Annotated in this window: 26 protein-coding genes and 1 tRNA gene; 16 read left to right on the top strand and 11 right to left on the bottom strand. The window is 71.7% G+C overall.

Features of this window, described 5'->3' with window-relative positions:
• Positions 1-40 precede the first annotated feature (40 nt).
• The 4 genes from ABZ794_RS08390 to ABZ794_RS08375 all read left to right on the top strand — a co-directional run bounded on the left by ABZ794_RS08390 (position 41) and on the right by ABZ794_RS08375 (position 2,305).
• Positions 41-121 (top strand) — tRNA-Leu (locus tag ABZ794_RS08390).
• Positions 122-227: 106 nt separating this feature from the next.
• Entirely contained in the window at positions 228-1,043 is an 816-nt protein-coding gene (locus ABZ794_RS08385; protein WP_238691025.1) for a Bax inhibitor-1/YccA family protein, read from the top strand.
• 136 nt (positions 1,044-1,179) lie between these two features.
• Positions 1,180-1,938 (top strand): Bax inhibitor-1/YccA family protein, encoded by a 759-nt coding sequence (locus ABZ794_RS08380; RefSeq protein WP_210785639.1) that lies wholly within the window; start codon positions 1,180-1,182, stop codon positions 1,936-1,938.
• A gap of 46 nt (positions 1,939-1,984) precedes the next feature.
• On the top strand, positions 1,985-2,305 hold the full coding sequence (locus ABZ794_RS08375) for a hypothetical protein (protein ID WP_210785638.1): 321 nt from the start codon (positions 1,985-1,987) through the stop codon (positions 2,303-2,305).
• An 11-nt stretch (positions 2,306-2,316) separates the two neighbouring features.
• Here ABZ794_RS08375 and ABZ794_RS08370 read toward each other — a convergent pair whose 3' ends face one another.
• From ABZ794_RS08370 to ABZ794_RS08360, 3 genes are all read right to left on the bottom strand, one after another.
• Positions 2,317-3,579 carry an acetyl-CoA C-acetyltransferase gene (locus ABZ794_RS08370; protein ID WP_210785637.1) on the bottom strand — a complete coding sequence of 421 codons (1,263 nt, stop codon included), beginning with the start codon at positions 3,577-3,579 and terminating at the stop codon, positions 2,317-2,319.
• A 78-nt stretch (positions 3,580-3,657) separates the two neighbouring features.
• Complete coding sequence (locus tag ABZ794_RS08365) at positions 3,658-4,470, bottom strand: SGNH/GDSL hydrolase family protein (RefSeq protein WP_210785636.1); 813 nt, start codon at positions 4,468-4,470, stop codon at positions 3,658-3,660.
• Entirely contained in the window at positions 4,467-5,519 is a 1,053-nt protein-coding gene (locus ABZ794_RS08360) for an SGNH/GDSL hydrolase family protein (protein WP_238691029.1), read from the bottom strand. Before ABZ794_RS08360 ends, ABZ794_RS08365 begins: the two co-directional genes overlap by 4 nt.
• Before the next feature lie 150 nt (positions 5,520-5,669).
• Between ABZ794_RS08360 and ABZ794_RS08355 the strand changes: the two genes are divergently transcribed.
• Positions 5,670-6,026 carry a YkvA family protein gene (locus tag ABZ794_RS08355; RefSeq protein WP_112582466.1) on the top strand — a complete coding sequence of 119 codons (357 nt, stop codon included), beginning with the start codon at positions 5,670-5,672 and terminating at the stop codon, positions 6,024-6,026.
• 72 nt (positions 6,027-6,098) lie between these two features.
• Positions 6,099-7,469: a cystathionine beta-synthase gene (locus ABZ794_RS08350; RefSeq protein ID WP_210787667.1), complete on the top strand. Its 1,371-nt coding sequence runs from the start codon at positions 6,099-6,101 to the stop codon at positions 7,467-7,469.
• Between the two features lie 133 nt (positions 7,470-7,602).
• On the opposite strand, the gene ABZ794_RS08345 is transcribed toward ABZ794_RS08350, so the two are convergent.
• The 6 genes from ABZ794_RS08345 to ABZ794_RS08320 all read right to left on the bottom strand — a co-directional run bounded on the left by ABZ794_RS08345 (position 7,603) and on the right by ABZ794_RS08320 (position 11,615).
• Complete coding sequence (locus ABZ794_RS08345) at positions 7,603-8,112, bottom strand: GNAT family N-acetyltransferase (RefSeq protein WP_357514870.1); 510 nt, start codon at positions 8,110-8,112, stop codon at positions 7,603-7,605.
• Positions 8,109-9,038 carry a ribonuclease Z gene (locus tag ABZ794_RS08340; protein ID WP_357514868.1) on the bottom strand — a complete coding sequence of 310 codons (930 nt, stop codon included), beginning with the start codon at positions 9,036-9,038 and terminating at the stop codon, positions 8,109-8,111. The genes ABZ794_RS08345 and ABZ794_RS08340 overlap by 4 nt, the downstream gene beginning before the upstream one ends.
• Positions 9,039-9,415: 377 nt before the next feature.
• Positions 9,416-10,069 (bottom strand): nucleotidyl transferase AbiEii/AbiGii toxin family protein, encoded by a 654-nt coding sequence (locus ABZ794_RS08335; protein WP_357514866.1) that lies wholly within the window; start codon positions 10,067-10,069, stop codon positions 9,416-9,418.
• A gap of 3 nt (positions 10,070-10,072) precedes the next feature.
• The gene (locus ABZ794_RS08330) at positions 10,073-10,414 is read right to left on the bottom strand and encodes a hypothetical protein (RefSeq protein WP_210784923.1); all 342 of its coding nucleotides are present in this window, start codon (positions 10,412-10,414) and stop codon (positions 10,073-10,075) included.
• 40 nt (positions 10,415-10,454) lie between these two features.
• Positions 10,455-11,117 (bottom strand): peptide-methionine (S)-S-oxide reductase MsrA, encoded by a 663-nt coding sequence (msrA, locus tag ABZ794_RS08325; RefSeq protein WP_210784922.1) that lies wholly within the window; start codon positions 11,115-11,117, stop codon positions 10,455-10,457.
• Positions 11,118-11,192: 75 nt separating this feature from the next.
• The gene (locus tag ABZ794_RS08320) at positions 11,193-11,615 is read right to left on the bottom strand and encodes an HIT family protein (protein ID WP_238691066.1); all 423 of its coding nucleotides are present in this window, start codon (positions 11,613-11,615) and stop codon (positions 11,193-11,195) included.
• A gap of 140 nt (positions 11,616-11,755) precedes the next feature.
• On the opposite strand from ABZ794_RS08320, the gene ABZ794_RS08315 reads away from it, so the two are divergent.
• From ABZ794_RS08315 to ilvA, 4 genes are all read left to right on the top strand, one after another.
• The gene (locus tag ABZ794_RS08315; RefSeq protein WP_210784920.1) at positions 11,756-12,802 is read left to right on the top strand and encodes a hypothetical protein; all 1,047 of its coding nucleotides are present in this window, start codon (positions 11,756-11,758) and stop codon (positions 12,800-12,802) included.
• Between the two features lie 101 nt (positions 12,803-12,903).
• Positions 12,904-14,046, top strand: coding sequence for a cystathionine gamma-synthase (locus ABZ794_RS08310; protein ID WP_210784919.1), 1,143 nt, complete (start codon positions 12,904-12,906; stop codon positions 14,044-14,046).
• 13 nt (positions 14,047-14,059) lie between these two features.
• Complete coding sequence (locus ABZ794_RS08305; protein ID WP_210784918.1) at positions 14,060-15,469, top strand: amidase family protein; 1,410 nt, start codon at positions 14,060-14,062, stop codon at positions 15,467-15,469.
• A gap of 77 nt (positions 15,470-15,546) precedes the next feature.
• A complete protein-coding gene (gene ilvA / locus ABZ794_RS08300) occupies positions 15,547-16,767 on the top strand; it encodes a threonine ammonia-lyase (RefSeq protein WP_210784917.1) in 1,221 nt (406 codons plus the stop codon).
• A 96-nt stretch (positions 16,768-16,863) separates the two neighbouring features.
• Here the strand turns inward: ilvA and greA are convergent, their stop codons facing one another.
• The gene (greA, locus tag ABZ794_RS08295) at positions 16,864-17,361 is read right to left on the bottom strand and encodes a transcription elongation factor GreA (RefSeq protein WP_091394193.1); all 498 of its coding nucleotides are present in this window, start codon (positions 17,359-17,361) and stop codon (positions 16,864-16,866) included.
• A gap of 156 nt (positions 17,362-17,517) precedes the next feature.
• Entirely contained in the window at positions 17,518-17,958 is a 441-nt protein-coding gene (locus ABZ794_RS08290) for a DUF4307 domain-containing protein (protein WP_210784916.1), read from the bottom strand.
• A gap of 203 nt (positions 17,959-18,161) precedes the next feature.
• Between ABZ794_RS08290 and mca the strand changes: the two genes are divergently transcribed.
• From mca to purE, 6 genes are all read left to right on the top strand, one after another.
• The gene (gene mca / locus ABZ794_RS08285) at positions 18,162-19,043 is read left to right on the top strand and encodes a mycothiol conjugate amidase Mca (RefSeq protein WP_210784915.1); all 882 of its coding nucleotides are present in this window, start codon (positions 18,162-18,164) and stop codon (positions 19,041-19,043) included.
• A gap of 48 nt (positions 19,044-19,091) precedes the next feature.
• The gene (locus ABZ794_RS08280; RefSeq protein ID WP_210784914.1) at positions 19,092-19,385 is read left to right on the top strand and encodes a hypothetical protein; all 294 of its coding nucleotides are present in this window, start codon (positions 19,092-19,094) and stop codon (positions 19,383-19,385) included.
• A 179-nt stretch (positions 19,386-19,564) separates the two neighbouring features.
• Complete coding sequence (locus tag ABZ794_RS08275) at positions 19,565-22,096, top strand: bifunctional diguanylate cyclase/phosphodiesterase (RefSeq protein WP_210784913.1); 2,532 nt, start codon at positions 19,565-19,567, stop codon at positions 22,094-22,096.
• 52 nt (positions 22,097-22,148) lie between these two features.
• Complete coding sequence (locus tag ABZ794_RS08270; protein ID WP_357514861.1) at positions 22,149-24,242, top strand: thioredoxin domain-containing protein; 2,094 nt, start codon at positions 22,149-22,151, stop codon at positions 24,240-24,242.
• Between the two features lie 121 nt (positions 24,243-24,363).
• Complete coding sequence (locus ABZ794_RS08265; protein WP_210784911.1) at positions 24,364-25,539, top strand: 5-(carboxyamino)imidazole ribonucleotide synthase; 1,176 nt, start codon at positions 24,364-24,366, stop codon at positions 25,537-25,539.
• Positions 25,540-25,570: 31 nt separating this feature from the next.
• A complete protein-coding gene (gene purE / locus ABZ794_RS08260) occupies positions 25,571-26,062 on the top strand; it encodes a 5-(carboxyamino)imidazole ribonucleotide mutase (protein WP_210784910.1) in 492 nt (163 codons plus the stop codon).
• The last annotated feature ends 93 nt before the right edge of the window (positions 26,063-26,155 follow it).

Genomic DNA, 26,155 nt, shown 5'->3' with positions numbered 1-26,155 from the left:
GTGACACTGCACCAGGCGTGTCGGCGCGCCGGTGCCACTCGCCCGGGTGGTGGAAAGGCAGACACGGCCGCCTTAAAAGCGGCTGCCGAAAGGCGTGCGGGTTCGACCCCCGCCCCGGGCACCGGTCGGCTCACCCATTCTCATTCGTGATCTCCAGGACTTGGCTCTGCCGTTTACTCTTGGAGGGCACGTTCACGTGCACACGACCCCCTGAGGGAGGCCAGACAGTGAAGACCTCGAACCCGGTGCTCGCCCGGCTCGGCCAAGCGGCCGAGCGGGAGCGGTCCGCCGGGTACGCCCCGGCCGGGCCGTACGGACAGCCCGGCATTCCCCAGCAGTACCCGTCCCAGGCCGATTACCCGGCCGCGCCGCCGACCGTGGCGCCCATGACGATCGACGACGTCGTCGTCAAGACCGTCACTCTGCTCGGCATCCTCGGCATCACCGCCGCGGCCGCCTGGGTGCTCGTCCCCGACGCCCTGGTCGGTACCGCGTGGATCGGCGCGGCGGTGGTCGGCCTGGTCCTCGGCTTGATCATTTCGTTCTCCCGGATGGCCAACCCGGCGCTCGTGATCGCGTACGCGGTCGTCGAGGGTGTCTTCGTCGGCATGGTCAGCAAGGCGTTCGAGACGCGCTTCGACGGCATCGTGCTCCAGGCCGCCGCAGCCAGCTTCGGCATCTTCTTCCTGATGGCGATGCTCTACCGGGCGAAGGTCATCCGGGCCACCCCGGCCTTCGTCAAGGGCATGATCGCGGTGATGGTCGGCCTCTTCGCGGTCATGATGATCAACCTGGTGCTGGCGCTGTTCGGCGTCAACACCGGCCTGCGCGACGGCAGCCCGCTCGCCATCGGGTTCAGCCTGGTCTGCATCGCGGTGGCCTCGCTGAGCTTCGTGCTCAGCTTCAAGGAGATCGAGGACGGCGTCCGGATGGGCCTGCCGCAGCGCTACTCCTGGGTGGCCGCGTTCGGCATCCTGGTCAGCCTGGTCTGGCTCTACATCGAGATCCTGCGCCTGCTGAGCTACTTCCAGGGCGACGACTGACCTCGTCCGCACTGCCGACCGGCGCCCGTCCCCACTCCGGTGGAGGCGGGCGCCGTCGTCCGCGCCGTTTGCCCGCCGCCGCCGGTCCGCCCGGGGCAGAGTGATTTCGGGGGAAACGCGGGCGAAGGAGGCGGCGGTGCGCAGCAACAACCCGGTGCTCAACCGGCTGGACGAAACCGGCCGGGTGGAGGCCCGGGTGCTCGGCGCCCGTGACGTCGAGCCGATGACCGTCGACGACGTGGTGGTCCGTACCGTCGGGTTGCTGCTGGTGACCGGCGCGGCCGCGGCGGTGTCCTGGGCGGTGATCCCCGACGCGGTGTGGCTGGGCGCCGCGCTGGCGGGCAGCGCGCTCGCCTCGATCGCGCTGGTCCTGGTCATCTCGTTGCGAGCGATCACCAACCCGGTGCCGATCGTCGGCTACGCCATCCTCCAGGGGCTGCTGCTGGGAGTGGCGAGCCGCACCTTCGAGCAGGTCTATCCGGGCATCGTGGTGCAGGCGGTGGCCGGCACCTTCGGCGTCTTCCTCGGCATGGCCGCGCTCTACCGGGCCCGGGTGATCCGGGCGACGCCCCGCCTCGCCCGCCTGGTGATCGGCACCCTGCTCGGCATCGCCGTGCTCAGCGTGGTCAACCTGGTGTCGTACCTGATCAGCGGGCGGCCGGGCCTGGCGGTCTACAGCGTCAGCGGTGAGGTCGGCTGGCTGCCGTACGCCTTCTCGGTGGTGGCCATCATCGCCGGTGCGTTCAGCTTCATCCTCGACTTCGATCTCGTCGAACGCTCGGTGCGGGACGGTCGAGCCCGTCGGTACGCGTGGCTGAGCGCGTTCGGCCTTCTCACCGGGTTGGTCTTCCTCTACTGGCAGTTGCTGCGGCTGCTCAGTTACCTGCGCCGCTGACCGGCCCGACCCGGCGCGGTCGGTGTCGGCCGTAGACTCGGCGGCGATGAGCGCAGCGGAGTTGAACAAGGCCGTGCAGTTGCTGGTCCGTCAGATCGCGCACTGGCAGCAGCCCAGGTGGGCGGCGGTCGCGACGGCCGGCAACGTGTCCCGCGCCGACCTGGTGCACCGCCTGGCGCAGGAGGTCGCCAACCTGGCGGCCGACGCCGAGGGGGAGCCCCGCCGGGTGGTGCCCCGGCTCGACAACGACCTGGCCCTACCCGATCAGTTGCGGGTGGTCACGGCGGACCTGCTGGCCGCCGACCCGGGGGCCGAGGCACTGGCCCGGGCCGCCGCCGAGGTGACGGCGACCCGCAGCGCGCTCTGAGGCCGCTCAGCTCAGCTGAGCCGTTCCAGCACCATGGCCATGCCCTGGCCACCACCCACGCACATGGTCTCCAGACCGATGGTCTTGTCGTGCCACTCCAGCGCGTTGAGCAGGGTGCCGGTGATCCGGGCGCCGGTCATGCCGAACGGGTGGCCGACCGCGATGGCGCCGCCCATCACGTTCAGCTTCTCCTCCGGGATGCCCAGCTCGCGGTAGGAGGGGATGACCTGCGCGGCGAACGCCTCGTTGATCTCGACGAGGTCGACGTCGTCGATGGTCATGCCGGCTCGGCGCAGCGCCTGCCGGGACGCCTCGACCGGCCCGAGACCCATGATCTCCGGCGACAGGGCGGTCACACCGGTCGAGACGATCCGGGCCAGCGGGGTGAGCCCCAGTTCCTCGGCCCGCTGGGCGCTCATCACCACCACGGCGGCGGCGCCGTCGTTGAGCGGGCAGCAGTTGCCGGCGGTGATTCGACCGTCCGGGCGGAACACCGGCTTCAGGCCGGAGACCGCGTCGAGGGTGACGCCGGCCCGGGGCCCGTCGTCGGTGCTCACCACGGTGCCGTCCGGCGTGGTGACCGGGGTGATCTCCCGGGCCCAGAAACCGTCGGTGATGGCCTTCTCGGCGAGGTTCTGACTGCGTACACCGAACTCGTCCATGTCGGCGCGGGTGACGTCGTACACCTGGGCCAGGTTCTCCGCGGTCTGCCCCATGGTCAGGTAGATGTCGGGCAGCTCGCCGGCCTCACGCGGGTCGGTCCACACCTCGGCGTCGCCCTGCGCGCGGCGCTTCGAGCGCTCACCGGCCGGCCCGAAGCGGGGGTTCTCCCAGCCGCCGCCGACCAGGGCCTGCGCCTCGGGCGGCAGCCCGTCGGAGCTGCCCCGGGCGTAGCGGGAGACCATCTCCACCCCGGCGGAGACGAACACGTCGCCCTCGCCGGCCCGGATCGCGTGCATCGCCATCCGGGTGGTCTGCAACGAGGAGGCGCAGTAGCGGGTCAGCGTGGCGCCGGGGACAGTGTCCAGACCGAGGAGGGTGGACACCACCCGGGCCATGTTGAATCCCTGCTCGCCGCCGGGCAGGCCGCACCCGAGGTAGAGGTCGTCGATAGTGGTCGGATCGAGCGCGGGGACCTTGTCCAGCGCGGCCTGGACGATGGTCGCGGCGAGGTCGTCGGAGCGGACGTCGCGCAGGGACCCCTTGTGCGCCCGGCCGATGGGGGAGCGGGCGGTGGCGACGATGACGGCGTCGCGGGACGACTCAATCGGCATGGACCAACGTTAACCCGCCGGTAACATGGCGCGGAAGAAGCCGGTGCGGCGGGAAATGTCACCCTGGCCGGGGACGATCTAGCGCCGGGTCGTGGCCGCCGCCGCGGCGACGATGGCGGGCAGCAGCGCGTGCGCCCACACCCGGTAGCCGTCGGCGGAGGGGTGGAAGCCGTCCTGGCAGAGCGTCCCGGCGTCGGCCCGGAACACCGGCCCGGTCTCGGTGGCCAGGTCGACCACCGAGCCGCCCGCCTCCAGCACGGCAGTGGTCTGCGCGCGGGCCACCCGACGCCCGGACCAGCCGACCACCTGGCGCAGCGGAGGCGCGATGGCGCGCACCGCCCCCAGGTCGGGGCAGGTGCCCACCACCACCTCGACACGCGCCTCGCGCAGGCGGTGCACCGCGGCGCCGAGATAGGCCGCCGCGTCGGAGGGCCGGCGCAGCCCGGTGGCGTCGTTCGCGCCGATCAGGATCAACGCCACGTCGGGCCGCTCACCCAGCAGGGCCCGGGCCACCTGGGTGGCGAGGTCCGTCGAGCGGGACCCGGAGACGCCGACGCTGGACAGGTGCACCCGGCGGCCGGTCGGGCCCTCGGCGAGCAGGTTGGCCAACTGCCCGCCGATGGTGTCCTCCAGACGGTCGACACCGACGCCCAGTGCCGACGAGTCGCCCAGCAACACCAGTCGCAGCGGCGAAGCGCCCGCCCGGCCGATCGTGGCGCGCAGGGCAAGGCCGAGCTCCGGTTCGGCGTAGCGTCGGTGCCGGGCGATGAACGCCTCACCTGCGAGGACGGCGGCGCCCCCGACGGTGCCGGCGAACAGCGAGATCGCCGCCGCCCGACCCAGTCGGCCGGCGAGCCCGGAGGTCGCGCTCCGCGCGCTGCGCTCGTTCATGCCAGTCCCTCCACTGTCGAGGTGTCCGAGGCGGGCCCGTGCTGCGGCACCGCGCCGACACCGAAGAACGCCCGTCGGCGCAGCTGCGCCCACCGGCCGGCCGGCCCACGGTCGCGGCCCCGGACCTGGACGCCGCTGACCTCCGTGCCGGCGTGTCGAGCCGCCTCCTGCGCGGCCTTCGGCAGCGACCGTACGCCGTCGCCGCGCGTCGGTGTGGCCCGTCGCTCCGGGGTCGCGCCGAGGGCGGAGAGCATCGTCGGTAGGAGCGCGGCGGCGGCCATCGCGTACCCCTCGGCGGAGGGATGGAACCGGTCCCAGGCGAACATCCGGGTCGGCTCGGCCGCGAACCGGGGGCCGAGCAGGTCACCGAGGGAGACCGTCCACCCGCCCGCCTCGACCACGGCCACCGTCTGGGCGGTCGCGAGCTGGCGGCTCCAGCGGTGCGCCAGCCAGCGCAGAGGCGGCTGGATCGGGCGGATCGCGCCCAGGTCGGGGCAGGTGCCGACGACCACCTCGCACCCCGCGTCGCGCAGGGTGTGCACCGCCTCGACCAGGTAGCGCACCGCCAGGCCGCGCGGGGTGCGGTTGGTGATGTCGTTGCCGCCGATGAGGATCACCGCGATGTCGGGTCGGCACTCCAGCGCCGCCTCCACCTGGTGGCGCAGCGCCGCCGAGATGGCGCCGACCACCGCGAAGCGGTGCAACTGCACCGGCCGGTGCAGCCGACGGGACAGGCCGGTGGCGAGCAGCGCCCCGGGTGTCTCCCGACGGCGGTGCACCCCGTAGCCGGCCGCCGACGAGTCACCGAGCACGACCATGGTGAGCGCCGGACCGGGGAACTTCGCGCCGTACATCCCATCGCAGCGGGGCGGCGGCGCCTCGGCCATCGGGATGGTCCGTCGAGCCTGGCGGGCCTGGCCGACCAGCACCCCGCCGGTCGCCACCGCGGCCGCCGCGGTGGCGCCTGTGCCGATGGCGGCCAGCCGGACGAACCGCCGGGCCTGCCGCCAGCGCTCACCACCGGGTACGACGGAATGTGCCACCCCCATACCGCGACATTATCGCGCTGGCCCGACACATCGCTGTCGTCGTGACGGCACCCGGGTGCCTGGAAACCGACGCGACGGGGTACCTGGGTTCCAGAGGCCGGCCGACTTGCGCCGACCCGCCACGCTGATCCGGCGGAGAGGAGCGCGACGATGGGTAAGACACTGAAGCGCAGCGCGGCGTTCACGGCCCTGGCGCGGGCCCTGGCGGCCGGGGCGCGCAACGGGCCGTCGATCGGCACGCGGTTGGCCGCGCTGCCCCGGATGATCAGGGCCACCACCAAGGGGGAGTACGACGGCGGCCTTCGGCTGGCCCTGATGACAGCGGCGACGGCGTACATCGTCTCGCCGATCGACCTGCTCCCGGAGATCCCACTGGCGATCTTCGGGCTGGCCGACGACGCGGTCATGGTCACCTGGTTGGCCGGCAGCGTGCTCGCCGAGACCGACCGGTTCCTGGAGTGGGAGGCCCGCCGCAGCTCGGTCATCCCCGGGGGGTTGGTGCCCTGACGACACGTACGCTGGCGGTGAGCAAACGTCTTCCCGGCCGCCCACCGCCGGCGCCGCAACGAAGGGCACACCGTGCAGTACTACGACAACGTCGTCGACATGATCGGAAACACCCCGCTGGTGCGTCTGCGTAACGTCACCGAGGGCATCCAGGCCACAGTGCTCGCCAAGGTGGAGTACGTCAATCCGGGCGGCTCGGTGAAGGACCGGATCGCGCTGCGGATGGTGGAGGACGCCGAGGCCGCCGGTCTGCTCAAGCCCGGCGGCACCATCGTCGAGCCGACCAGCGGCAACACCGGCGTCGGGCTGGCCCTGGTGGCCCAGCTCAAGGGCTACAAGTGCGTGTTCGTCTGCCCCGACAAGGTCAGCCAGGACAAGCAGGACGTGCTCCGGGCGTACGGCGCCGAGGTGGTGGTCTGCCCGACCGCCGTCGCGCCGGAGGACCCGCGCTCGTACTACAACGTCTCGGACCGGCTGACCCGGGAGATCCCCGGCGCCTGGAAGCCCAACCAGTACAGCAACCCGGCCAACCCGCGCTCGCACTACGAGACGACCGGCCCGGAGCTGTGGAAGCAGACCGACGGCGAGCTCACCCACTTCGTGACCGGCGTCGGCACCGGCGGCACCATCTCCGGCATCGGCCGGTACCTCAAGGAGGCGTCGGAGGGTCGGGTGCGGATCGTCGGGGCCGACCCGGAGGGCTCGGTCTACTCCGGCGGTACCGGCCGCCCGTACCTGGTGGAGGGCGTCGGCGAGGACTTCTGGCCGGAGACGTACGACAGGGGTGTCGCCGACGAGATCGTGGAGGTCTCCGACAAGGCGTCCTTCGAGATGACCCGGCGACTGGCCCGCGAGGAAGGGCTGCTGGTCGGCGGTTCCTGCGGAATGGCGGTGGTCGCCGCCCTGGAGGTCGCCCGCCGGGCCGGCCCGGACGACGTGGTGGTGGTGCTGCTGCCCGACGGCGGTCGGGGCTACCTCTCCAAGATCTTCAACGACTCGTGGATGGCCCGGTACGGCTTCCTCGACAACTCCGGCGCGGAGCCGACGGTGGCAGACGCGTTGGCCAGCAAGCCGGGTGGGCTGCCCGAGCTGGTGCACGTGCACCCCACCGAGACCGTCCGCGACGCGATCGACTACATGCGCGAGTACGGCGTCTCGCAGCTACCGGTGCTCAAGGCCGAGCCGCCAGTGGTGACCGGTGAGGTTGCCGGCTCGATCGCCGAGCGGGACCTGCTCGACGCGCTGTTCACCGGCCAGGCCCACCTGCACGACACGATCGAGCGGCACATGGGCGACCCGCTGCCGATGATCGGTGGTGGTCAGCCGGTGAGCGAGGCGGTGGGCATGCTGGAGAAGTCCGACGCCGCCCTGGTGCTGGTCGACGGCAAGCCCAAGGGCGTCCTAACCCGCCAGGACCTCCTGTCCCACCTAGGCGCCCACTAGTCCCCGCCCCGCCCCCCGCCCCCGCCGATCTTGCACTTGCTGTCGCCTGAACGTCGCTATTGCGGCGTTTTGTCCCGACAGAAAGTGCAAGATCGGCGAGGTGGGAGGCGCGGGGGCGGGGGGGTGGGGGCGCTCAGAGGGGGCGGGTGTAGCGGAGCTGTCGGGCCGGGGACGACCCGATTGCCTCGTCCCGTTCGTCGCCGGTGGGGGTCCAGCCGCCGCGCTCGTAGAACGAGCGGGCGTGGGCGTTGTCCCGCAGCACCCAGAGCACGGCACGCCGCCAACCCTGCGCCCGCATGGCGTCCAGGGCGTCTACCATCAGGGTGCGGCCGACGCCCCGGCCCTGCTCGGCAGGGTCGAGGTGGATCGCGTTGAGCAGCCCGGTGGCGGGGTCGTCCTCGTCGTCCGGGCCCAGGTGGCTGAACCCGACCATCGCCCCGGCCCGCTCGGCCACTGTCATCCGGTGGGTGTCCCGCTCCCAGATCCACCGCTCGACCCAGTATCGCCCCATCGCCTCCGGTGTCGGGTCGGCCAGCGCCACGGCCGGCAGGAAGGCGGAGTACGCGGCGACCCGGGAGCGCTGGTGCAGGGCACCCACCGCCATCAGGTCGCCTTCGGTCGCGGGGCGGAGCGTGACGGTCACCCGGCCGAGGCTACCCGGCGCGGCGGAAGCTGCACCGTGGTCAGATCCTCGGCGATGACCAGTTCGCCGTCGAAGTGCGCGCGCGCCTCGTCGTGGAACCGGCGCGGGTCGGGGTAGCGCTGGGAGAAGTGGGTGAGCACGAGTCGGCGTACCCCGGACTCGGTCGCCACCCGGGCGGCCTGCGCCGCGGTCAGGTGGCCGACCTCGGCGGCGAGCGCGGCCTCCGACTCCAGGAACGTCGACTCGATGACCAGCAGGTCGGCGTGCTCGGCGAGGGCGTACACCCCGTCGCAGAGGCCGGTGTCCATCACGAACGCGAACCGCTGCCCCGCCCGGGGAACGCTCACCTCGGCCCGGGTGACGCGGCGTCCGTCGAGGTCGAGGTGCCCGACTCGGATCAGCTCGCCGACGGCCGGCCCGACGATGCCGTACGCGGCCAGCTTCTCCGGCAGCATCCGGTGCCCGTCCGGCTCGACCAGCCGGTAGCCGTACGTCTCGATGGGGTGCCGGAGCCGGCGTGCCTCCAGCGTGCCGCAGCGCAGGGCGATCCGCTGCCCGTCCGCCTCGATGGGCTCGACCCGCAGCTCGGCGGTCTCGTAGAACGAGGTGGCGTACCGCAGCCGGGCGAAGTACTCGGCGCCGCCGGCGGGAAAGTGCACGGCGACCGGGTGCGCCACCCGGTCCAGGGAGAGCCGCTGGATGGTGCCGGGCAGGCCCAGGCAGTGGTCGCCGTGGAAGTGGGTGACGCAGATCCGGGTCAGGTCGGTGGCGGTGACAGTGGTGTGCAGGAGCTGACGCTGGCTGCCCTCACCCGGGTCGAAGAGGATCACCTCGTCGTCCCAGCGCAACACGTACCCGTTGTGGTTGCGCTGACGGGTCGGCGCCTGGCTGGCCGTCCCCAGCACCACCAGCTCGCGCATGGACATCGCCACTCCCGCGGATATGGAGCGACCCCCGGGGCGCTCCGCGCATGTGCGCGGGCCGGCTGGACTTGGCCGGCACCCCGGGGGTCGGGTGGCTGTCGTGGATTCGCCGCACCGCTGCCACACGGTCTCGACGATGTTGCTGCTGCCCGCCTTACGGCGAGCCGTTCACTGTCGAGGACAGCGGCTAGCTGACAGCCACCTCACGAGTCCGATTGCTATACAAGTCTGGACCACCTCCTTTCACGTGTACGGCCACGTTATCGAGTTCTCGTCGGGCTCGGCAACGGATTTCGATCACAGGGCCGAACGGGAATGCCCCAACTACTCGGTGGCCGGGCAGCAGGCATTGCGGGTGGACGCGGTATCAGCCGTTGTGCCTACGGAGCGTCGGTGAGCTCGCGTCGCCAGTGCGCGAAACGCTCGCGGAGAGCGGGTAGCTCGGCGGGCGGTATCCCGTAGCAGTCGAAGTCCGCGTCCGTGATCTGGGTCAACGCGCCCAGGGCGTCTGCGAAGGCACGCGGCTCGAAGCCGGGATCCGCAGCTGCCGCCAGCTCGAGCAGACGTTGCCTCGTGTACCGGCCGCTGAGGAGGGCGGCGTCCACGTCGAGGTAGTCCCGAGCTTCGGCGCGGCCGAAGAGCGCACACATCTTGTTGGCGACGGCGTCGTCGGGATGGAGGACAGGGCCGACGGCGGACATCACGGGGTCGTGCGCTCGCCAGTCCGCCGACATCTCCAGCTTGTCCGGCTCTCCGTCTGGATCATTCTGGTCCGCGACGAGCAGACGGGCGAACGTGTCGTTCCGAATCAGGGCGGTGACCGCGTATTGGTGCTCTTCCAGAGCGATGATGACGTTGTCGACCGCTTCCGGGAACGAGGCGCGTAGGTGCCAGGCCGTGAAGAGATCCACATCGCCGCTGAGTCGACTGCCCATGCCGTGCGCGCTCACCGCGTAGCCACCGGCCAAGGCGAAGCCAAATCGGCCGGCAGCCGCGAGTGCGACTCGGGTGATCTTGATGTGGCTCGGCAGCATCGTTCAGGCGGCGCGTCGAGGGGCGCTGCGGAGTTCGGGAAAGCACTCTTCCCAGGCTTGGCGCACGGCTTGAGGTAACCACATCGACGGCCAGAGTTGGATCAGCGAGTCGCGGCTGACGTAGGTGTAGAGGTCGGCCGGACTGGCAGCCTCGTTGAGGACCGTCCGGTACAGGTCGCCAATACGTCCGGGCTGCGCAAGGTCGTAACGAGAGTTGCCGGACCACTTCAAGTGGCGTGGCAGGTCTATCACCCCGGACGTGGGTCCGCAAAGCTGATCAAGGGTTTCGGGCACGACGACCGGCTTTGCGTAACCGTGCGGACGGCTAACGCTGTCGCCGCTCATCGTGCCCTCCCATGTGTCCGAATCAGGCTAACGCCTCGACTCAGCCGGCGACACGGGCCACGCCGACCGGGCAGCTCAGGCCGTTCGGGCCGTGGTTGCAATACCCGTTCGGGTTCTTGGTCGGCGCCAGGTACTGCTGGTGGTAGTCCTCGGCGAAGTAGTAGCTGCCGAGCGGGGCGATCTCAGTGGTGATCTCACCCTTGCCGGCCCGCGTCACGATCGGCTGGAACGCGTCCCGGGACGACTCCGCGATGGTCCGCTGCTCGTCGGTGGTCGTGTAGATCGCCGAGCGGTACTGGGTACCGACGTCGTTGCCCTGGCGCATGCCCTGGGTCGGGTCGTGGTTCTCCCAGAAGACCTTCAGCAGATCCTCATAGTTGATCTTGCTGGGGTCGTACACCACCTGGACGACCTCGGCGTGCCCGGTCCGGCCGGAACACGTCTCCTCGTACGTCGGGTTCTTGGTGATGCCACCCGCGTAACCGGCGGACGTGGTGTAGACGCCGGGCAGCGTCCAGAACAGCCGCTCGGCACCCCAGAAACAGCCCATGCCGAAGACCGCGACCTGAAGGCCCTCAGGGAACGGGCCCTTCAACGGGGTGCCCAGCACCTCGTGGCGGTCGGCGACCGGCATGGCGATCGGACGGCCCGGCAGGGCCTGGTCGGGCGAGACCATATCGGCGTTCATACGGCGCAAAAACACGGTGGGATCTCCTCTCGTACCACTCCCAGCGTGTAACACCGGAGGGTCCACCTTCCTTACCCGGGTGACAGTGAGTCAGGCCCCGCCGGGGAGCGCCGCCGCGATCCGGTCCGCGTACGTCTGGGCCTCGGTGTCGTCGTCGTACCGCGTACGTGGCCAGAAGAAGCCCCGCAACCCGTCGCCCTTGGTGCGCGGGACCACGTGGGTGTGCAGGTGGGGCACCGATTGGGACACCTTGTTGTTCATCGCCACGAAGGTCCCACCGGCGCCCAGGGCGGTCTCCACCGCCACCGCCAGTCGCTGAACCATGGCGAAGTAGTCGGGCAGCAGGTCGGCCGGCAACTCCTGCAGGGTCACCAGGTGCACCCGGGGCACCACCAGGACATGCCCCTTGAACACCGGCCGGGTGTCCAGGAACGCCACCCCGTCCGGGGTGTCGACCACCCGGAACGCCGGCACCTCGCCCGTCACGATCCCGCAGAACACGCAACCGCTCATCGGGCCAGGCTATGCGGCGGCCTCGCGCGTCACGGCGCCCCCCACGCGTGAATCGGCTGTGGTAATCATCTACGTAAATGGATGAACACGGGGTGATCCCGGCCGTCGGCGTGCGCGTCGATGCTCCGAAAGGACCAAGCTTGCAGATCAGAAGAGCCCTCACCCTGGCACTGGCGGCGCTGACCGCCGGGCTGCTCACCGGCGCGGCCCCGGGCCACGCCCAGGCGGCCGCCGCGCCGACCGCCACCCCACTGCCGCTGAGCACCGTGGCCGACGTGGTGTCGGCCGGTGACCGGGTCTTCGTCAGCGGTGGCAGCTCCGCCACCGATGTCGTGGTGACCAGCGCGACCGGCACCGTGGTCGGCACCCTGTCGGGCCTGCCCGGCCCCACCGACCTGCTGCTCAGCGCCGACCGGCGGACCCTCTACGTGGCGCTGCCCACCGCCAACGCCATCGCCGCCTTCGACACCGGCTCGCTGATCGAGTCGGCCCGGTACGACACCGGCGCGGGCGAGTGCCCGTCGTCGCTGGCGTTGACCGGCCGGTACCTGTGGTTCGGCTACGGCTGTGACCAGTGGGGCGGCAACATCGGCCGGATCGACCTGGGCCGTCAGCCGGCCCGCCTCAGCACCGGCGTGGTCAGCGAGGACTTCTACTACGCTCCGCTGCTGGCCGCCGCCGCTCAGAACCGGGCGGTGCTGCTCGCCGGTCAGCCGGGGTTGAGCCCGGCGTCGGTGTACGCATACGAGATCGGCGCCGCAGGAGCGCTGACCATGCTGCGGACCAACCAGTTCTCGGCCGTCGGCAGCAACCTGCGCGACATCGCCCTCGACCCGACCGGCACCACCCTCTACACGGCCGCCGGCTCCCCACCGCTGGTGCAGGCGTTCCCGTTCGCCGACATCGCCACCCCCACCGCGACGTACGCCACCGGTCCGTACCCGCGAGCAGTCGAGCTGTCGCGTCTCGGCACCCGGATCGTCGCCGGCGCCGACGCCGCCTACGCCCCGGACGTCTTCGTGTTCGCGGCGGACGGCACCGAACAGGCCCGCTACGAGTTGGGCGATGAACTCAGTGCCGGCGGGCTGGCCTGGGCGCCGAACGAAGCCCGGGTCTACGCGGTCACCTCAGACTGGACCGGAGCCCGTCCGGCGACCCTGCACGTCCTGCCCGTTCCGGCCGGCTGACCGGGCACCAGGAGCGCGAGGGTCGGGCCGGTCGGTCCGACCCTCGCCCGGGAGCGCGGGTTCCGTTCCAGCCCTCGGGACGGGGCACTAGCCTCACCAGAATGAGTCACGGCTTCGAGACGCTCGCCATCCACGCCGGTCAGGACCCCGAGGCCCGCACCGGCGCGGTGATCCCACCGATCTACCAGACCAGCACGTACGCCCAGGACGCCGTCGGCGCGCCTCGCCTCGGCTACGAGTACAGCCGCTCCGGCAACCCGACCCGCGACGCGCTCCAGGAGTGCCTGGCGGCGCTGGAGGGCGGGCCGGTGGGGCTCGCCTTCGCCAGCGGCCTGGCGGCGGAGGACACCCTCCTGCGGGCCGTGTGCCAGCCCGGCGACCACGTGGTGATCCCGGACGACGCGTACGGCGGCACGTACCGGCTCTTCGCCCGGGTCGCCCAGCGCTGGGGCCTGGAGTTCAGCCCGGCCAAGGTCTCCGACCCGGACGCGGTCCGGGCGGCCGTGCGGCCCGGCCGAACGAAGATCGTCTGGGTGGAGACGCCGACCAACCCGCTGCTCGGCATCGCCGACATCGCCGCCCTGGCCGCCGTGGCACACGACGCGGGCGCTCTGCTGGTGGTGGACAACACCTTCGCCTCGCCGTACCTGCAGCAGCCGATCGCCTTCGGTGCGGACGTGGTGGTGCACTCCACCACCAAGTACGTCGGCGGGCACTCCGACGTGGTCGGTGGCGCCCTCGTCGTCGCCGACGCCGGGCTCGGCGAGGAGTTGCGCTACCACCAGAACGCGATGGGCGCGATCAACGGCCCGTTCGACGCCTGGCTCACCCTGCGGGGCATCAAGACCCTCGGGGTACGCATGGACCGGCACTGCGACAACGCCGAGCGACTCGCCGCGTACCTCGACGGTCACGCCAAGGTCGCCCAGGTGCTCTATCCGGGGCTGCCCTCGCACCCCGGTCACGAGGTCGCCGCCAAGCAGATGCGCCGGTTCGGCGGCATGATCTCGTTCCGCGCCGCCGGTGGTGAGGACCACGCCGTGGACATCTGCAACCGGGCCAAGCTCTTCGTGCTCGCCGAGTCGCTGGGTGGTGTGGAATCCCTGATCGAGCACCCGGGTCGGATGACACACGCAAGTGCTGCCGGCTCGCCGCTTGAAGTTCCCGGCGATCTCGTGCGACTGTCTGTCGGCATCGAGACGGTCGACGACCTACTCGCCGATCTGGAGCAGGCGCTGGGCTGACCGCTGGGGGAGGATGGCCGTGCAGGACATCATGGCGACCTGGGTCGGAGCGACCGCCAAGCAGATCGCCCGAGGGGTACGCCGAGGTGACGTCTCGGCGACCCAGGTCGTCGCCGACCACCTCGAGTACATCTCCCGAGCCGACAGTGAGCTGGCCGCGTTCCGCGCCGTTCGCGGCGGTGAGGCGATCACCGAGGCGGAGAAGGTCGACGAGCAGGAGGACCTGGCCAACCTGCCGCTGGCCGGGGTTCCGGTGGCGGTCAAGGAGAACACCCCGGTCGCCGGCCTGCCCACCTGGAACGGGTCGGCCGCCGCCCGCACCGACGTGGCGGAGGCCGACCACGAGGTGGTGCGTCGGCTGCGCGGCGCCGGGGCGGTGATCCTCGGCGTGACTCGGATGCCGGAGCTGGGGCTGTGGGCACTGACCGACGACGACAGCGCGGTGACCCGTAACCCGTGGGACAGCACGCGTACCCCCGGTGGGTCCTCCGGTGGTGCCGCCGCCGCGGTCGCCGCCGGGCTGGTGCCGATCGCGCACGCCAACGACGGTCTCGGCTCGATCCGGATTCCCGCGGCCTGCTGCGGACTCGTCGGCCTCAAGCCCGGTCGGGGCGTGGTCCCCTGCCAGCTCGGGGCGGACGACTGGTTCGGCCTCACCGAGCACGGCATGTTGACCAGCACGGTTGCCGACGCGGCGGTCGGCTTCTCGGTGCTCGCCGGCCGGCGTCCCGAGAAGCTGGTCCCTCCGCAGCGGCTGCGGGTGGGTGTCTCGCTGCGCTCCCCGGTGCGCGGTGTCGCACCGGACGCACCCAACCGGGACGCTGTCGCCGCCGCCGGTCGGCTCCTCGCCGCCGCCGGGCACGACACGGTGCCGGCCGATCCGGTCTACCCGACCGCGCTCGGCCTGCAGGGCATCGCCACCTGGTTCGCCGCAGCCGCCACCGACGTCCGGGCCTCCGGTCTGGACCGGCGTGGGCTGCAACGGCGTACCCGCCGGCACGTCGCGCTGGGCGAGTGGGCGCAGCGTCGCGGCTACGTGCGGGAGGCGGACCGGGCAGCCTGGCGGCAACGGTCGGTCGACTTCTTCACCGACCACTCGGTGGACCTGCTGCTCACCCCGGCGCTGGCCAGCGCGCCACCGGAGGCGGCCCGCTGGTCGGAGCGGTCCTGGCGGGCGAACATGACAGCCAACATCCGGTACGCCCCGTACGCCGCACCCTGGAACATCGCCGGCCTGCCGGCGGTCGTCGTGCCGGTCGGCCGCCGCCCGGACGGCCTGCCGGTCGCCGTGCAGCTGGTCGGTCCGCCCGGCTCGGAGCTGCTGCTGCTCGGTGTGGCCGGTCAGTTCGAGATGGCCGCCCCGTGGACGCGCCACGCCCCCGGCTACCCCCGGGTCGGCACGGAGTCGCCGGCCACCGCCTGACCGTCGACGGTGTGCGCGCTGTCGGGCACTCCGGTGTCGCCGCCGAGGGCTCCGCAGGCGGGTGGCACGATCGGGGCATGACGGAACTGGTCGGTCTCGACGACGTGCGGGCCGCACGGGAGTTGCTCGCTGGCGTCACCCGCACCACCCCACTGGAGCCCTCCCGGCCACTCAGCGCGGCGCTGGGCGGGCCGACGTGGCTCAAGTGCGAGAACGTGCAGCGCGCCGGCTCGTACAAGGTGCGGGGCGCGTACGTGCGGATCTCCCGGTTGTCGGCGGCGGAGCGGAAGCGCGGCGTGGTCGCGGCGAGCGCGGGCAATCACGCGCAGGGCGTCGCTCTCGCCGCCGGCCTGGTCGGCACGCACGCCACAGTCTTCATGCCGGTCAACGCGCCGCTGCCGAAGGTGGCCGCCACCAAGGGGTACGGCGCGCAGGTCGAGTTGGCCGGGAACACCGTCGACGAGTCGCTGGTCGCGGCGCACACGTACGCCGAGCGCACCGGCGCGGTGCTGATCCACCCGTTCGACCACCCCGATGTGATCGCCGGGCAGGGCACTGTGGCGCTGGAGATCCTCGAACAGTGCCCGGACGTGAAGACGATCATCACCGGGGTGGGTGGCGGCGGTCTGATCTCGGGCATGGCGGTGGCCGCGAAGGCGTTGCGCCCGGACGTCCGGATCATCGGCGTGCAGGCGGCCGGGGCGGCGGCGTTCCCGCCCTCACTGGTGGCCGGGGAACCGGTCCGGCTGCCCATCTTCTCCACAATCGCCGACGGCATCGCGGTCGGTCGGCCGGGCGAGATCACCTTCAACCATGTGCGCAAGCTGGTCGACGAGATCGTCACGGTCTCCGAGGAGGACATCTCCCGGGCCCTGCTGATGCTGCTGGAGCGCGGCAAGCAGGTGGTCGAGCCGGCCGGGGCGGTCGGAGTGGCCGCGCTGCTGGCCGGCGTGGTCGAGGTGGAGACGCCGGTGGTCGCGGTGCTCTCCGGCGGCAACATCGACCCGTTGCTGATGCTGCGGGTGATCGAACACGGGTTGGCCGCGGCGGGTCGCTACCTGCGGGTGACCGTCCGCTGTTCGGACCGGCCGGGGCAGCTCGCGTCGCTGCTCACTCAGATCGCCGAGCACCGGGCCAACGTGGTGGACGTGGAGCACCAGCGGGCCAACCCGCACCTCGGCCTCGGCGAGGTGGAGGTGGCGCTGTCGGTGGAGACCCGGGGTGTCGAGCACTCGGACACCCTGATCAGCGCCCTGCGGGCCAGCGGCTACCAGGTGGTATTCGCGGCCGAGGCGTGACACCGGTGGGTGCCACGCCTCGGATGCGCGGTGTTTCGACAGCGGGTGCCGGCGTCGGTCGAGCCAGCCGGAAGCGGGTAGCGCGACCGGCGACGGTCAGCCGGAGAACGGCTCGAAGCTGACCACTGTCACCTTGATGTCGGCGCCGCTGGGGGCCGTGTAGGTGCAGGTCTGCCCGGCTCGACCGCCCAGGATCGCCTTGCCCAGCGCGGACTCGGGGCTGTAGACGGTCAGGTCGGTGGTGGCCGCGATCTCCCGGGAACCGAGCAGGAAGGTCTCGGTGTCGTTGGTGTCGTCGTCGAAGTAGATCGTCACCACCATGCCCGGCGACACCGCGTCGGCGGTCGGGGCCTCGCCGACCTTCGCGGTGCGCAGCAGCTCCTGCAGGTAGCGGATGCGACCCTCGGCCTTGCCCTGCTCCTCGCGGGCGGCGTGGTAGCCGCCGTTCTCCCGCAGGTCGCCCTCCTCGCGCCGAGCGTTGATCTCAGCTGCGATCGCCGGGCGGTTGGCGATGTGCTCGTCGAGCTCGGCCTGGAGGCGGTCGTACGCGTCCTGCGACAGCCAGGTGGCGGGCGCCTCGTTGCCAGTGGACACAGGCGTTCTCCTCAGTTGTGCGTGGCTGGCTGACAGGTGAACTACCAAGTTACCAGTGCGGTACGACACAGCGTGTCGGCCATCACCGCCGGTGTCCGGATCCGACACCGGCGGTAGGCGCCCCGCCAGCCCGGCTTCTGGTGCTGTTCGAGCAGCTCAGGACGGTGCTCGGCAGCGCAGGACCTCACCGATGAACGGCCGCGCGGTGGTGGCCAGGCGGTGCTGGGTCGTGACGTGCCGATCCCCGGGATCGGCGGTCACTGTGACCTGTTCCCGGCCGACCTCGGCGCCGGCACGGTCCCGGGCGCGCAGCACGCAGACCGCCGATCCGCCGGGCGGAACTGTCACCCGAAAGTCGACAAGCACCTGCTTGTCCGTGATGTCGGTGTACGTGATCACCTGGGCGTCGTAGACCGGGTCGCCGTACTGGCGGTAGAGCCGCACCGAGATCACGGTCAGCGTCGCGACGAGGGCAAACAGTGCCAGCGCGGCCAGCAGCGTACGGCGGCGCTTTCCGCCCGGTGCCCGACGGCGGCCGTAGCGCCCGGCCGGGAATACCGGCGCGCCTGGTGAAATTGTGGCGTGCGTCTCGGTCACCGGCGGGTATCTCCTGGCGTTGTTGTCGGCGGCATCGGCAAGAATGACAGAGCCCCATCCTCCCACCCGGTCCAGCGGCAGGAATGGCAGGTCATGCCCGGCGCTGGTGGCCGGTGACAGGGTGCGGTGAGGAAAGATCCCGGCAGGTCAGCCGGTCGAGCCCGGTCGGGTCCACCGTCCGGCACAGACGAGGAGCGCCGAAGTTGGCAGAGCAACTGCGTCTCATGGCCGTGCACGCGCACCCGGACGACGAGTCGAGCAAGGGCGCGGCGACCACGGCGAAATATGTCGCTCAGGGGGTGGACGTCCTGGTCGTGACGTGCACCGGTGGCGAGCGCGGGAGCGTGCTCAACCCCAAGCTCGACCGACCCGACGTGTGGGCCAACATCGGCGAGATCCGGCGTGCCGAGATGGACGCCGCGCGGGCGATCCTCGGCGTCGACCAGGCCTGGCTGGGCTTCGTCGACTCGGGGCTGCCCGAGGGTGATCCGCTGCCGCCGCTGCCCGAGGGCTGTTTCGCCCTCCAGGACGTCGAGGTCGCCGCGGGCCCGCTGGTGCGGCTGATGCGCGAGTTCCGTCCGCACGTGGTGACCACGTACGACGAGGAGGGTGGCTACCCGCACCCGGACCACATCATGTGCCACAAGGTGAGCGTGGCCGCGTTCGAGGCCGCCGGTGACCCGGAGCGCTACCCGGAGCTGGGCGCGCCCTGGCAGCCGCTGAAGCTCTACTACGACATCGGCTTCTCCAAGGGCAAGATCATGGCCCTGCACGAGGGCATGCTGGCCGCCGGTCTTGAGTCGCCCTACGAGGAGTGGCTCAAGCGGTGGGAGGACCGCCCCGACAAGGGCCCGCGGATCACCACCCGGGTCGAGTGCGCCGAATACTTCACGGTCCGTGATGACGCGCTGCGCGCCCACGCCACCCAGGTCGACCCGGACGGCTTCTGGTTCCACGTGCCGATGGAGCTCCAGCAGCGCGCCTGGCCGACCGAGGATTACGAGCTGGCCCGCTCGATGGTCGACAGCCCACTGCCCGAGTCCGATCTCTTCGCCGGGGTGCGGGAGACGGCGCACGCGCGCTGATTCCCGGCGGGGCTACCCTGGTTACCAACCGCACATCGGAGGAACGCCATGCTGACCGCTGCCCAGGTGCTCGCGGAGAACAACTTCGGGGACACCCGCACGGGTGGTCTGGCCGGGCCGATGGGCCTCTTCCTCATCCTGCTGCTGGCCACCGCGACCATCCTGCTGATCCGCAACATGAACGCTCGGCTGCGCCGTCTGCCGGACCGTTTCCCCCAGCAGTCCGGGCCGACCGACCCGACCAGGGCCGATGCGACAGTCGTCGATCCGACAGACGGGACCGGGGCGCGTGATTCATCCACGCCCGCTCCCAACGGGCACCAGCAGCACCTGAACGGGTAGTCCGCGCGTGAATCACGCCGAACCGGGTGGTCGCCCCCTGTTGCGGCCACCCGGTTTGGCTTAGCCTTCCGCCGGGGGGACCAAAAGTCTCCGAGCCGTGTGCGGGAGGGGGCGCCGATGACCAGCACAGCACCGGCCGCCCACCGCGACGTCGGTCGGTCGGCTGACGGGGGAGGTCGATGACCTCCGGTCCGGCCGACGACCCGTTCGATCGGCTCGGGGTGCGTGGCACACCGGGCCGGCTGCTCGTGCTCACCGCCGCCGTCACGCTGACCGCCCTGGCCGCCGCCGCGGTCGGGTTGACCCTCCCGGTCCGGCTGCCGGCCGACGACCCCCTCGGCGGTCCGGCCCGCTTCGGCATCGCCGTCGCCGTCCTGGCCCTCGCCCAGCTCGCCCGGCTGCGATTCCGCTCGGCCGCGGGCATGGTCAGCATCACCTGGGGCGAGGCGGCCCTGATCGTCTGCCTCTACCTGACTCCAGCCGGCTGGCTCCCGTCCGCCACGCTGCTCGGCACCGGGCTGGCCTGGACGTTGCTGTCACTGCACAACGACCGCCGTCCGGCCCTGGAGATCGTCCGGATCGCCGCGTCGCTGGCCGCCGCGTCGGCGCTTGCCGTCTCCGTGACCACCGCGCTCGGGCGGCCGCTGCTCTCGCCACCAACCCCGATCCTGGCGCTGGCAGTGATCGCCGGTTCGGTGACGTACCTCCTGGTGACCGCCTGGCTCGGCGGCGTGACGCTGGGCCTGCGGCACGGGCTGCCGATCGGGCCGGCGCTGTTCGCCGCGCTGCGCGGCAAGCTGCTGATGTTCGTCGGCAACGTGGCGGTCGGCCTCGTGGTGGTCGCCCTGCTGGAACTCGACCCCCGCTGGTTGCTGTTGCTGCCGCCGCTGCTGTGGCTGTTGCAGCAGACCTACCGTTACCGGCTGCGCTCCGATCAGGAGCGTCGCACCTGGCGTGCCTTCGCCGAGGCCACCGCGGCCCTCAACCAGCTCGACGAGCGCGGCGTGGCCAGCGCGGCGGTCACCGGGGCGCTGACGCTGTTCAACGCCGAGCTGGTGGACGTCGACGTGGCCCGGGTCGACGGCCGGTGGCACCGCTACCGGGGCGACGCCAGCGGTCAGCTTGTCGACCGGGAGACCGGCCCACCGGACCAGTCGGAGCCGGACGAGCACGAGCTGAGCCGGGCGCTGTCGGTCGGCGCCACGCCGGTCGGTCGGCTGCGGGTGCGGTTCCCCCGCTCGGCCCCGCCCACGGCCCGGGAACGTGACGCGGTGGCCGCGTTCGGCGACGCCCTCGCCGCCGCGTTGCACGACGCCGCGACCCACCACGAGCTGCGGCTGGTGACCGCCCGTTCGTCGTACGAGGCGGTGCACGACCCGCTCACCGGGCTCGCCAACCGGGCGGCGATGCTGAGCAAGGGCGACCAGTCGCTGCGACAGCTCAGCCACGACCACCCGGTGGCGCTGCTGCTGCTGGACATCAACCAGTTCAAGGAAGTCAACGACACCCTCGGCCACGCGGCGGGTGACCAGTTGCTGCGACTGACCGCGAACCGACTCAACGCGCTGGTCCGCGCCGGTGACCTGCTCGGTCGACTCGGTGGCGACGAGTTCGCCCTCCTGCTCACGGCGGTGCCGGTGCTCGGCGACCGGGCCGCCCCGATGGCCCACGCGCTGCGTCAGGCCCGCGAGATCGCCGAACGGCTGGCCGCACCGACCGAGGTGGCCGGCGTACGGATGTCCATCGAGGTCTCGGTCGGGGTGGTGGTGGCCGCCGCGGGCACCGCGGACCTGACCGAGCTGCTGCGTCGGGCCGACATCGCGATGTACCAGGCCAAGGAGGGCGGCGGCAACGTCGCCGCGTACGACGGCGCGCGCGACGCGGCCAGCACCGACCAGCTCGCCCTGCTGGCCGAGCTGCGTGAGGCGTTGAAGGTCGACGACCAGCTGGTGCTGGCGTTGCAGCCGGCGGTCGACCTGGCCACGGGTGCGCCCACCGGGGTGGAGGCGCTGATCCGTTGGCAGCACCCCCGGCGTGGGTGGCTGAACCCGGCCGACTTCATCCGGCCGGTGGAAAACAGCGAGCAGCTCGGCGCCTTCACCCGCTACGTGCTGAACAAGGCGCTCAGCGTGGCCGCCAGTTGGGCCCGCGAGGGGTTGGACGTCCCGATCTCGGTCAACCTCTCGGCGCGCAGCCTGCTCGACCCCCGGTTGCCGGCGGAGATCGCCGAGGCGCTGCGCCGCCACCAGGTGCCGCCGCACCGGCTCGTTCTGGAGATCACCGAGACGGTGGTGATGAGCGAGCTGGAGGTCATCGACGAGGTGCTGGCCACGCTCCGGTCGATGGGCGTGCAGCTCGCTGTCGACGACTTCGGCACCGGCTTCTCGTCGCTGACCTTCCTCACCCGGATCGCTGTGGACGAGTTGAAGGTGGACCGTTCCTTCGTCATCCGGATGGCCGACTCGCCGGAGGCCGCCGCGATCGTCCGGACGACGGTCGGCCTCGCTCACGAGTTGGGGCTGCGGGTGGTCGCCGAAGGGGTGGAGACCGCCGAGCAGCGAATGGCCCTGGCCGAGTTGGGTTGCACCTCTGCGCAGGGCTACCACTTCTTCAAGCCGATGCCGGCGGACAAGATCGGTGCGGTGCTGGGGTCGCTGCGCGACTCGGCGGAGTCGAACGTGTTCCGGCTCCGCGCCGACGGCGCGTCCTGACCGTCCGGGTGGAGCCCGCGCGGTCCGCGCCGGGGCTGGCTATGGTCGTCAGGTGAACCGACTCGCCGACGCCACCAGTCCGTACCTGCTCCAGCACGCCGACAACCCGGTCAACTGGTGGCCGTGGTCGGACGAGGCGTTCGCCGAGGCGAAGCGGCGGGATGTTCCGGTGCTCATCTCGGTGGGCTATGCGGCCTGCCACTGGTGCCACGTGATGGCGCACGAGTCGTTCGAGAACGAGCAGGTCGGCGCCCTGATGAACGACAACTTCGTGTCGATCAAGGTGGATCGTGAGGAGCGCCCGGACGTGGACGCGGTCTACATGACCGCGACCCAGGCGATGACCGGCCAGGGTGGTTGGCCGATGACCGTCTTCGCCACCCCGGACGGCACCCCGTTCTTCTGCGGCACCTACTTCCCGCGACCCAACTTCGTCCAGTTGCTCCAGTCGGTCGCCACCGCCTGGCGGGAGCAGCGCGAGGCGGTGCTGGGCCAGGGCGCCGCAGTGGTCGAGGCGATCGGCGGCGCGCAGGCCGTGGGCGGCCCCACCGCGCCGCTGGACGCCCCGCTGCTCGACGCGGCGGCCGCGAAGCTGGCCAGCGAGTACGACGCCACGAACGGCGGGTTCGGTGGCGCCCCGAAGTTTCCGCCGCACATGAACCTGCTCTTCCTGCTGCGCCACCACCAGCGCACCGGCGACCCGGGCAGCCTGGAGATCACCCGGCACACCGCCGAGGCGATGGCCCGGGGCGGCATCTATGACCAGCTCGCGGGCGGCTTCGCCCGCTATTCGGTGGACGCGCACTGGACGGTGCCGCACTTCGAGAAGATGCTCTACGACAACGCGCTGCTGCTGCGGGTCTACACCCAGCTGTGGCGACTCACCGGTGACCCGCTGGCCCGTCGGGTGGCCCGGGACACCGCCCGGTTCCTCGCCGACGAGTTGCACCGGCCGGGGCAGGGGTTCGCGTCCGCGTTGGACGCCGACACCGAGGGCGTCGAGGGGCTCACCTACGCCTGGACGCCCACCCAACTCGTGGAGGCGTTGGGCGAGGAGGACGGCCGGTTCGCCGCCGACCTGTTCACCGTCACGGAAGAGGGCACCTTCGCCCCTCATTCCGCCTCCGCGCCGCAAGGCGGCACTCCGGACGGAAAGAAGGGCGTCGAACACGGCATGAGCGTGCTCAAGCTCGCCCGGGACGTGGACGATGCCGCGCCCGAGGTGCGTGCCCGCTGGCGGCAGGTGGTCGGGCGGCTGCTCGCCGCCCGGGACACCCGCCCCCAGCCGGCCCTCGACGACAAGGTGGTGGCCGCCTGGAACGGTCTGGCGATCACCGCCATCGCCGAGTTCCAGCAGGTCGCCGCCGTGTACGTGTCCCCGCAGGACGAGGACGCCAACCTGATGGACGGCGTCACCATCGTCGCCGACGGGGCGATGCGCCAGGCCGCCGAGCACCTGGCAACCGTGCACCTGGTGGACGGCCGACTGCGCCGGGTCTCCCGGGACGGCAAGGTCGGCGAGCCGGCCGGCGTCCTGGAGGACTACGGCTGCGTTGCCGAGGCATTCTGCGCGCTGCACCAGCTCACCGGCGAGGGCCGCTGGCTGACAGTGGCCGGCGAGCTGCTGGACACCGCCCTCGCGCACTTCGCCGCGCCCGGCGGCGCCTTCTACGACACCGCCGACGACGCGGAGCGGCTCGTCGCCCGGCCGGCCGACCCGACCGACAACGCCACCCCGTCCGGCCGGTCGGCGTTGATCGCCGGGCTGGTGGCGTACTCGGCGCTGACCGGGGAGACGCGCTACCGGGAGGCCGCCGAAGCGGCCCTCGGCACTGTCGCACCGATCGTCGGTAAGCACCCCCGGTTCACCGGGTACGCGGCCATGGTCGGGGAGGCGTTGCTCTCCGGGCCGTACGAGATCGCCGTTGTCACCGGCGACCCGGCCGGCGACCCCCTGGTGGCCGCCGCCCGCCGGCACGCCCCGCCCGGAGCGGTGGTCGTCGCCGGGCGCCCGGACCAGCCGGGTGTGCCGCTGCTCGCCGACCGTCCGCTGGTCGAGGGGCGGTCCGCCGCGTACGTCTGCCGGGGTTTCGTCTGCCAGCGGCCGGTCACCTCGGTCGAGGAGCTGGTAGCCGAGCTGGGCTGAGCGCACGGCCACGCCCGGTAGTCGCCCGCGCTGCCCGCCGGGTGGTCCCGCCAGAGCTTCCGAGGCGGGTCGCCAGCCCTCCCGGTGGGCCCGTCGGCGGCCCGGATAGGCTGGCCGCGCTATGGATTCCCGTACCGGTCTGCCAGTTGTCGGCGTGGTGGGTGGCGGCCAGTTGGCCCGGATGACCCACCAGGCCGCGATCGCCCTCGGCCAGTCACTGCGTGTGCTCGCGACCGCCCCCGACGACGGCGCGGCGCTTGTCGCCGCCGACGTCCAGTACGGCGACCACACCGACCTGGCCGCGCTGCGCACCTTCGCCAAGGGCTGCGACGTCGTCACCTTCGACCACGAGCACGTACCTTCCGAGCACATCCGCACGCTGGCGGCGGAAGGGGTGCCCCTCTACCCGCCGGCGGACGCGCTGCTGCACGCCCAGGACAAGCAGATCATGCGGGAACGCCTGACCGAGCTGGGTGCTCCCAACCCGGCCTGGCGGCCGGTCGGGGAGCCCGCCGACCTCGTCGGCTTCGGCGAGCAGGTCGGCTGGCCGGTGGTGCTCAAGGCGGCCCGGGGTGGGTACGACGGCCGAGGCGTCTGGATGGTCGACGACGCCGCCCAGGCCACCGAGTTGGCGAGCACGCTGCTCGCCGGCGGCACCCGGCTGATCGTCGAGGAGCGGGTGCCGCTGCGGCGGGAGTTGGCAGTGCAGGTGGCCCGTTCGCCGTTCGGTCAGGTGGCCGCGTACCCGGTGGTCGAGACCGTGCAGCGTGACGGCATCAACGTGGAGGTGCTGGCCCCGGCGCCCGGCCTGGACGAGGAGTTGGCGGTCTCCGCTCAGCAGCTCGCCATCGACCTGGCCACCGCGCTCGGTGTGATCGGCCTGCTGGCCGTGGAGTTGTTCGAGGTGCGCGACGCCGCCGGCCGGCCCGCGATCGTGGTCAACGAGCTGGCGATGCGTCCGCACAACTCCGGGCACTGGACCATCGAGGGTGCCCGGACCTCGCAGTTCGAGCAGCACCTGCGGGCCGTGCTGGACTACCCGATGGGTGACACCGCGCTGACCGCCCCGGTGGTGGTGTCGGCGAACGTGCTCGGCGGTGAGCCGGGCGGGATGTCGATCGACGAGCGGTTGCACCACCTCTTCGCCGCCGAGCCGGGTGCCAAGGTGCACCTGTACGGCAAGCAGGTGCGACCTGGCCGCAAGATCGGGCACGTCACGGTGCTCGGTGACGACCTGGACGACCTGCGGGCGCGGGCCGCGCGGGCCGCGCGCTGGCTGCGCGAGGGCCACGAGTGAGTACGGTTTCGGGAACGAGAAGAGGGCCGCAGTGAGCACGGTTGGCTTGATCATGGGCAGCGACTCGGACTGGCCGACCATGCGGGCTGCCGCCGAGGTGTTGGACGAGTTCGGCGTGGCGTACGAGGTCCGGGTGATCTCGGCGCACCGGACTCCGGTCGCGATGATCGAGTACGGGCGCGACGCCGCCGACCGGGGCCTCAAGGTGATCATCGCGGGGGCTGGGGGCGCTGCCGCGCTGCCCGGCATGGTGGCCTCGGTGACGCCGCTGCCGGTGATCGGTGTGCCGGTGCCACTGAAGCACCTCGACGGCATGGACTCGCTGCTGTCCATCGTGCAGATGCCGGCCGGGATCCCGGTCGCCACAGTGTCGATCGGCAACGCCCGCAACGCCGGCCTGCTCGCCGTACGGATCCTCGGTGCCGCCGACGAGGGCCTGCGCGCCAAGATGACGACCTACCAGCAGGATTTGGAAAAGCTGGTAGCAACAAAGGAAGCCGCCCTCCAAGCCACCCTGCAGTAACCCCGCCCCGCCCTACCCCCGCGATCTTGCACTTCCTGTAGCTGTTTCGCGGCTTTTGTCCCTTATGTCGCGACAGAAAGTGCAAGATCGCGC

Source organism: Micromonospora sp. NPDC047187, assembly GCF_040643355.1.
GTDB lineage: Bacteria > Actinomycetota > Actinomycetes > Mycobacteriales > Micromonosporaceae > Micromonospora > Micromonospora salmantinae.
This window is presented reverse-complemented; position numbering and strand designations above follow the sequence as displayed.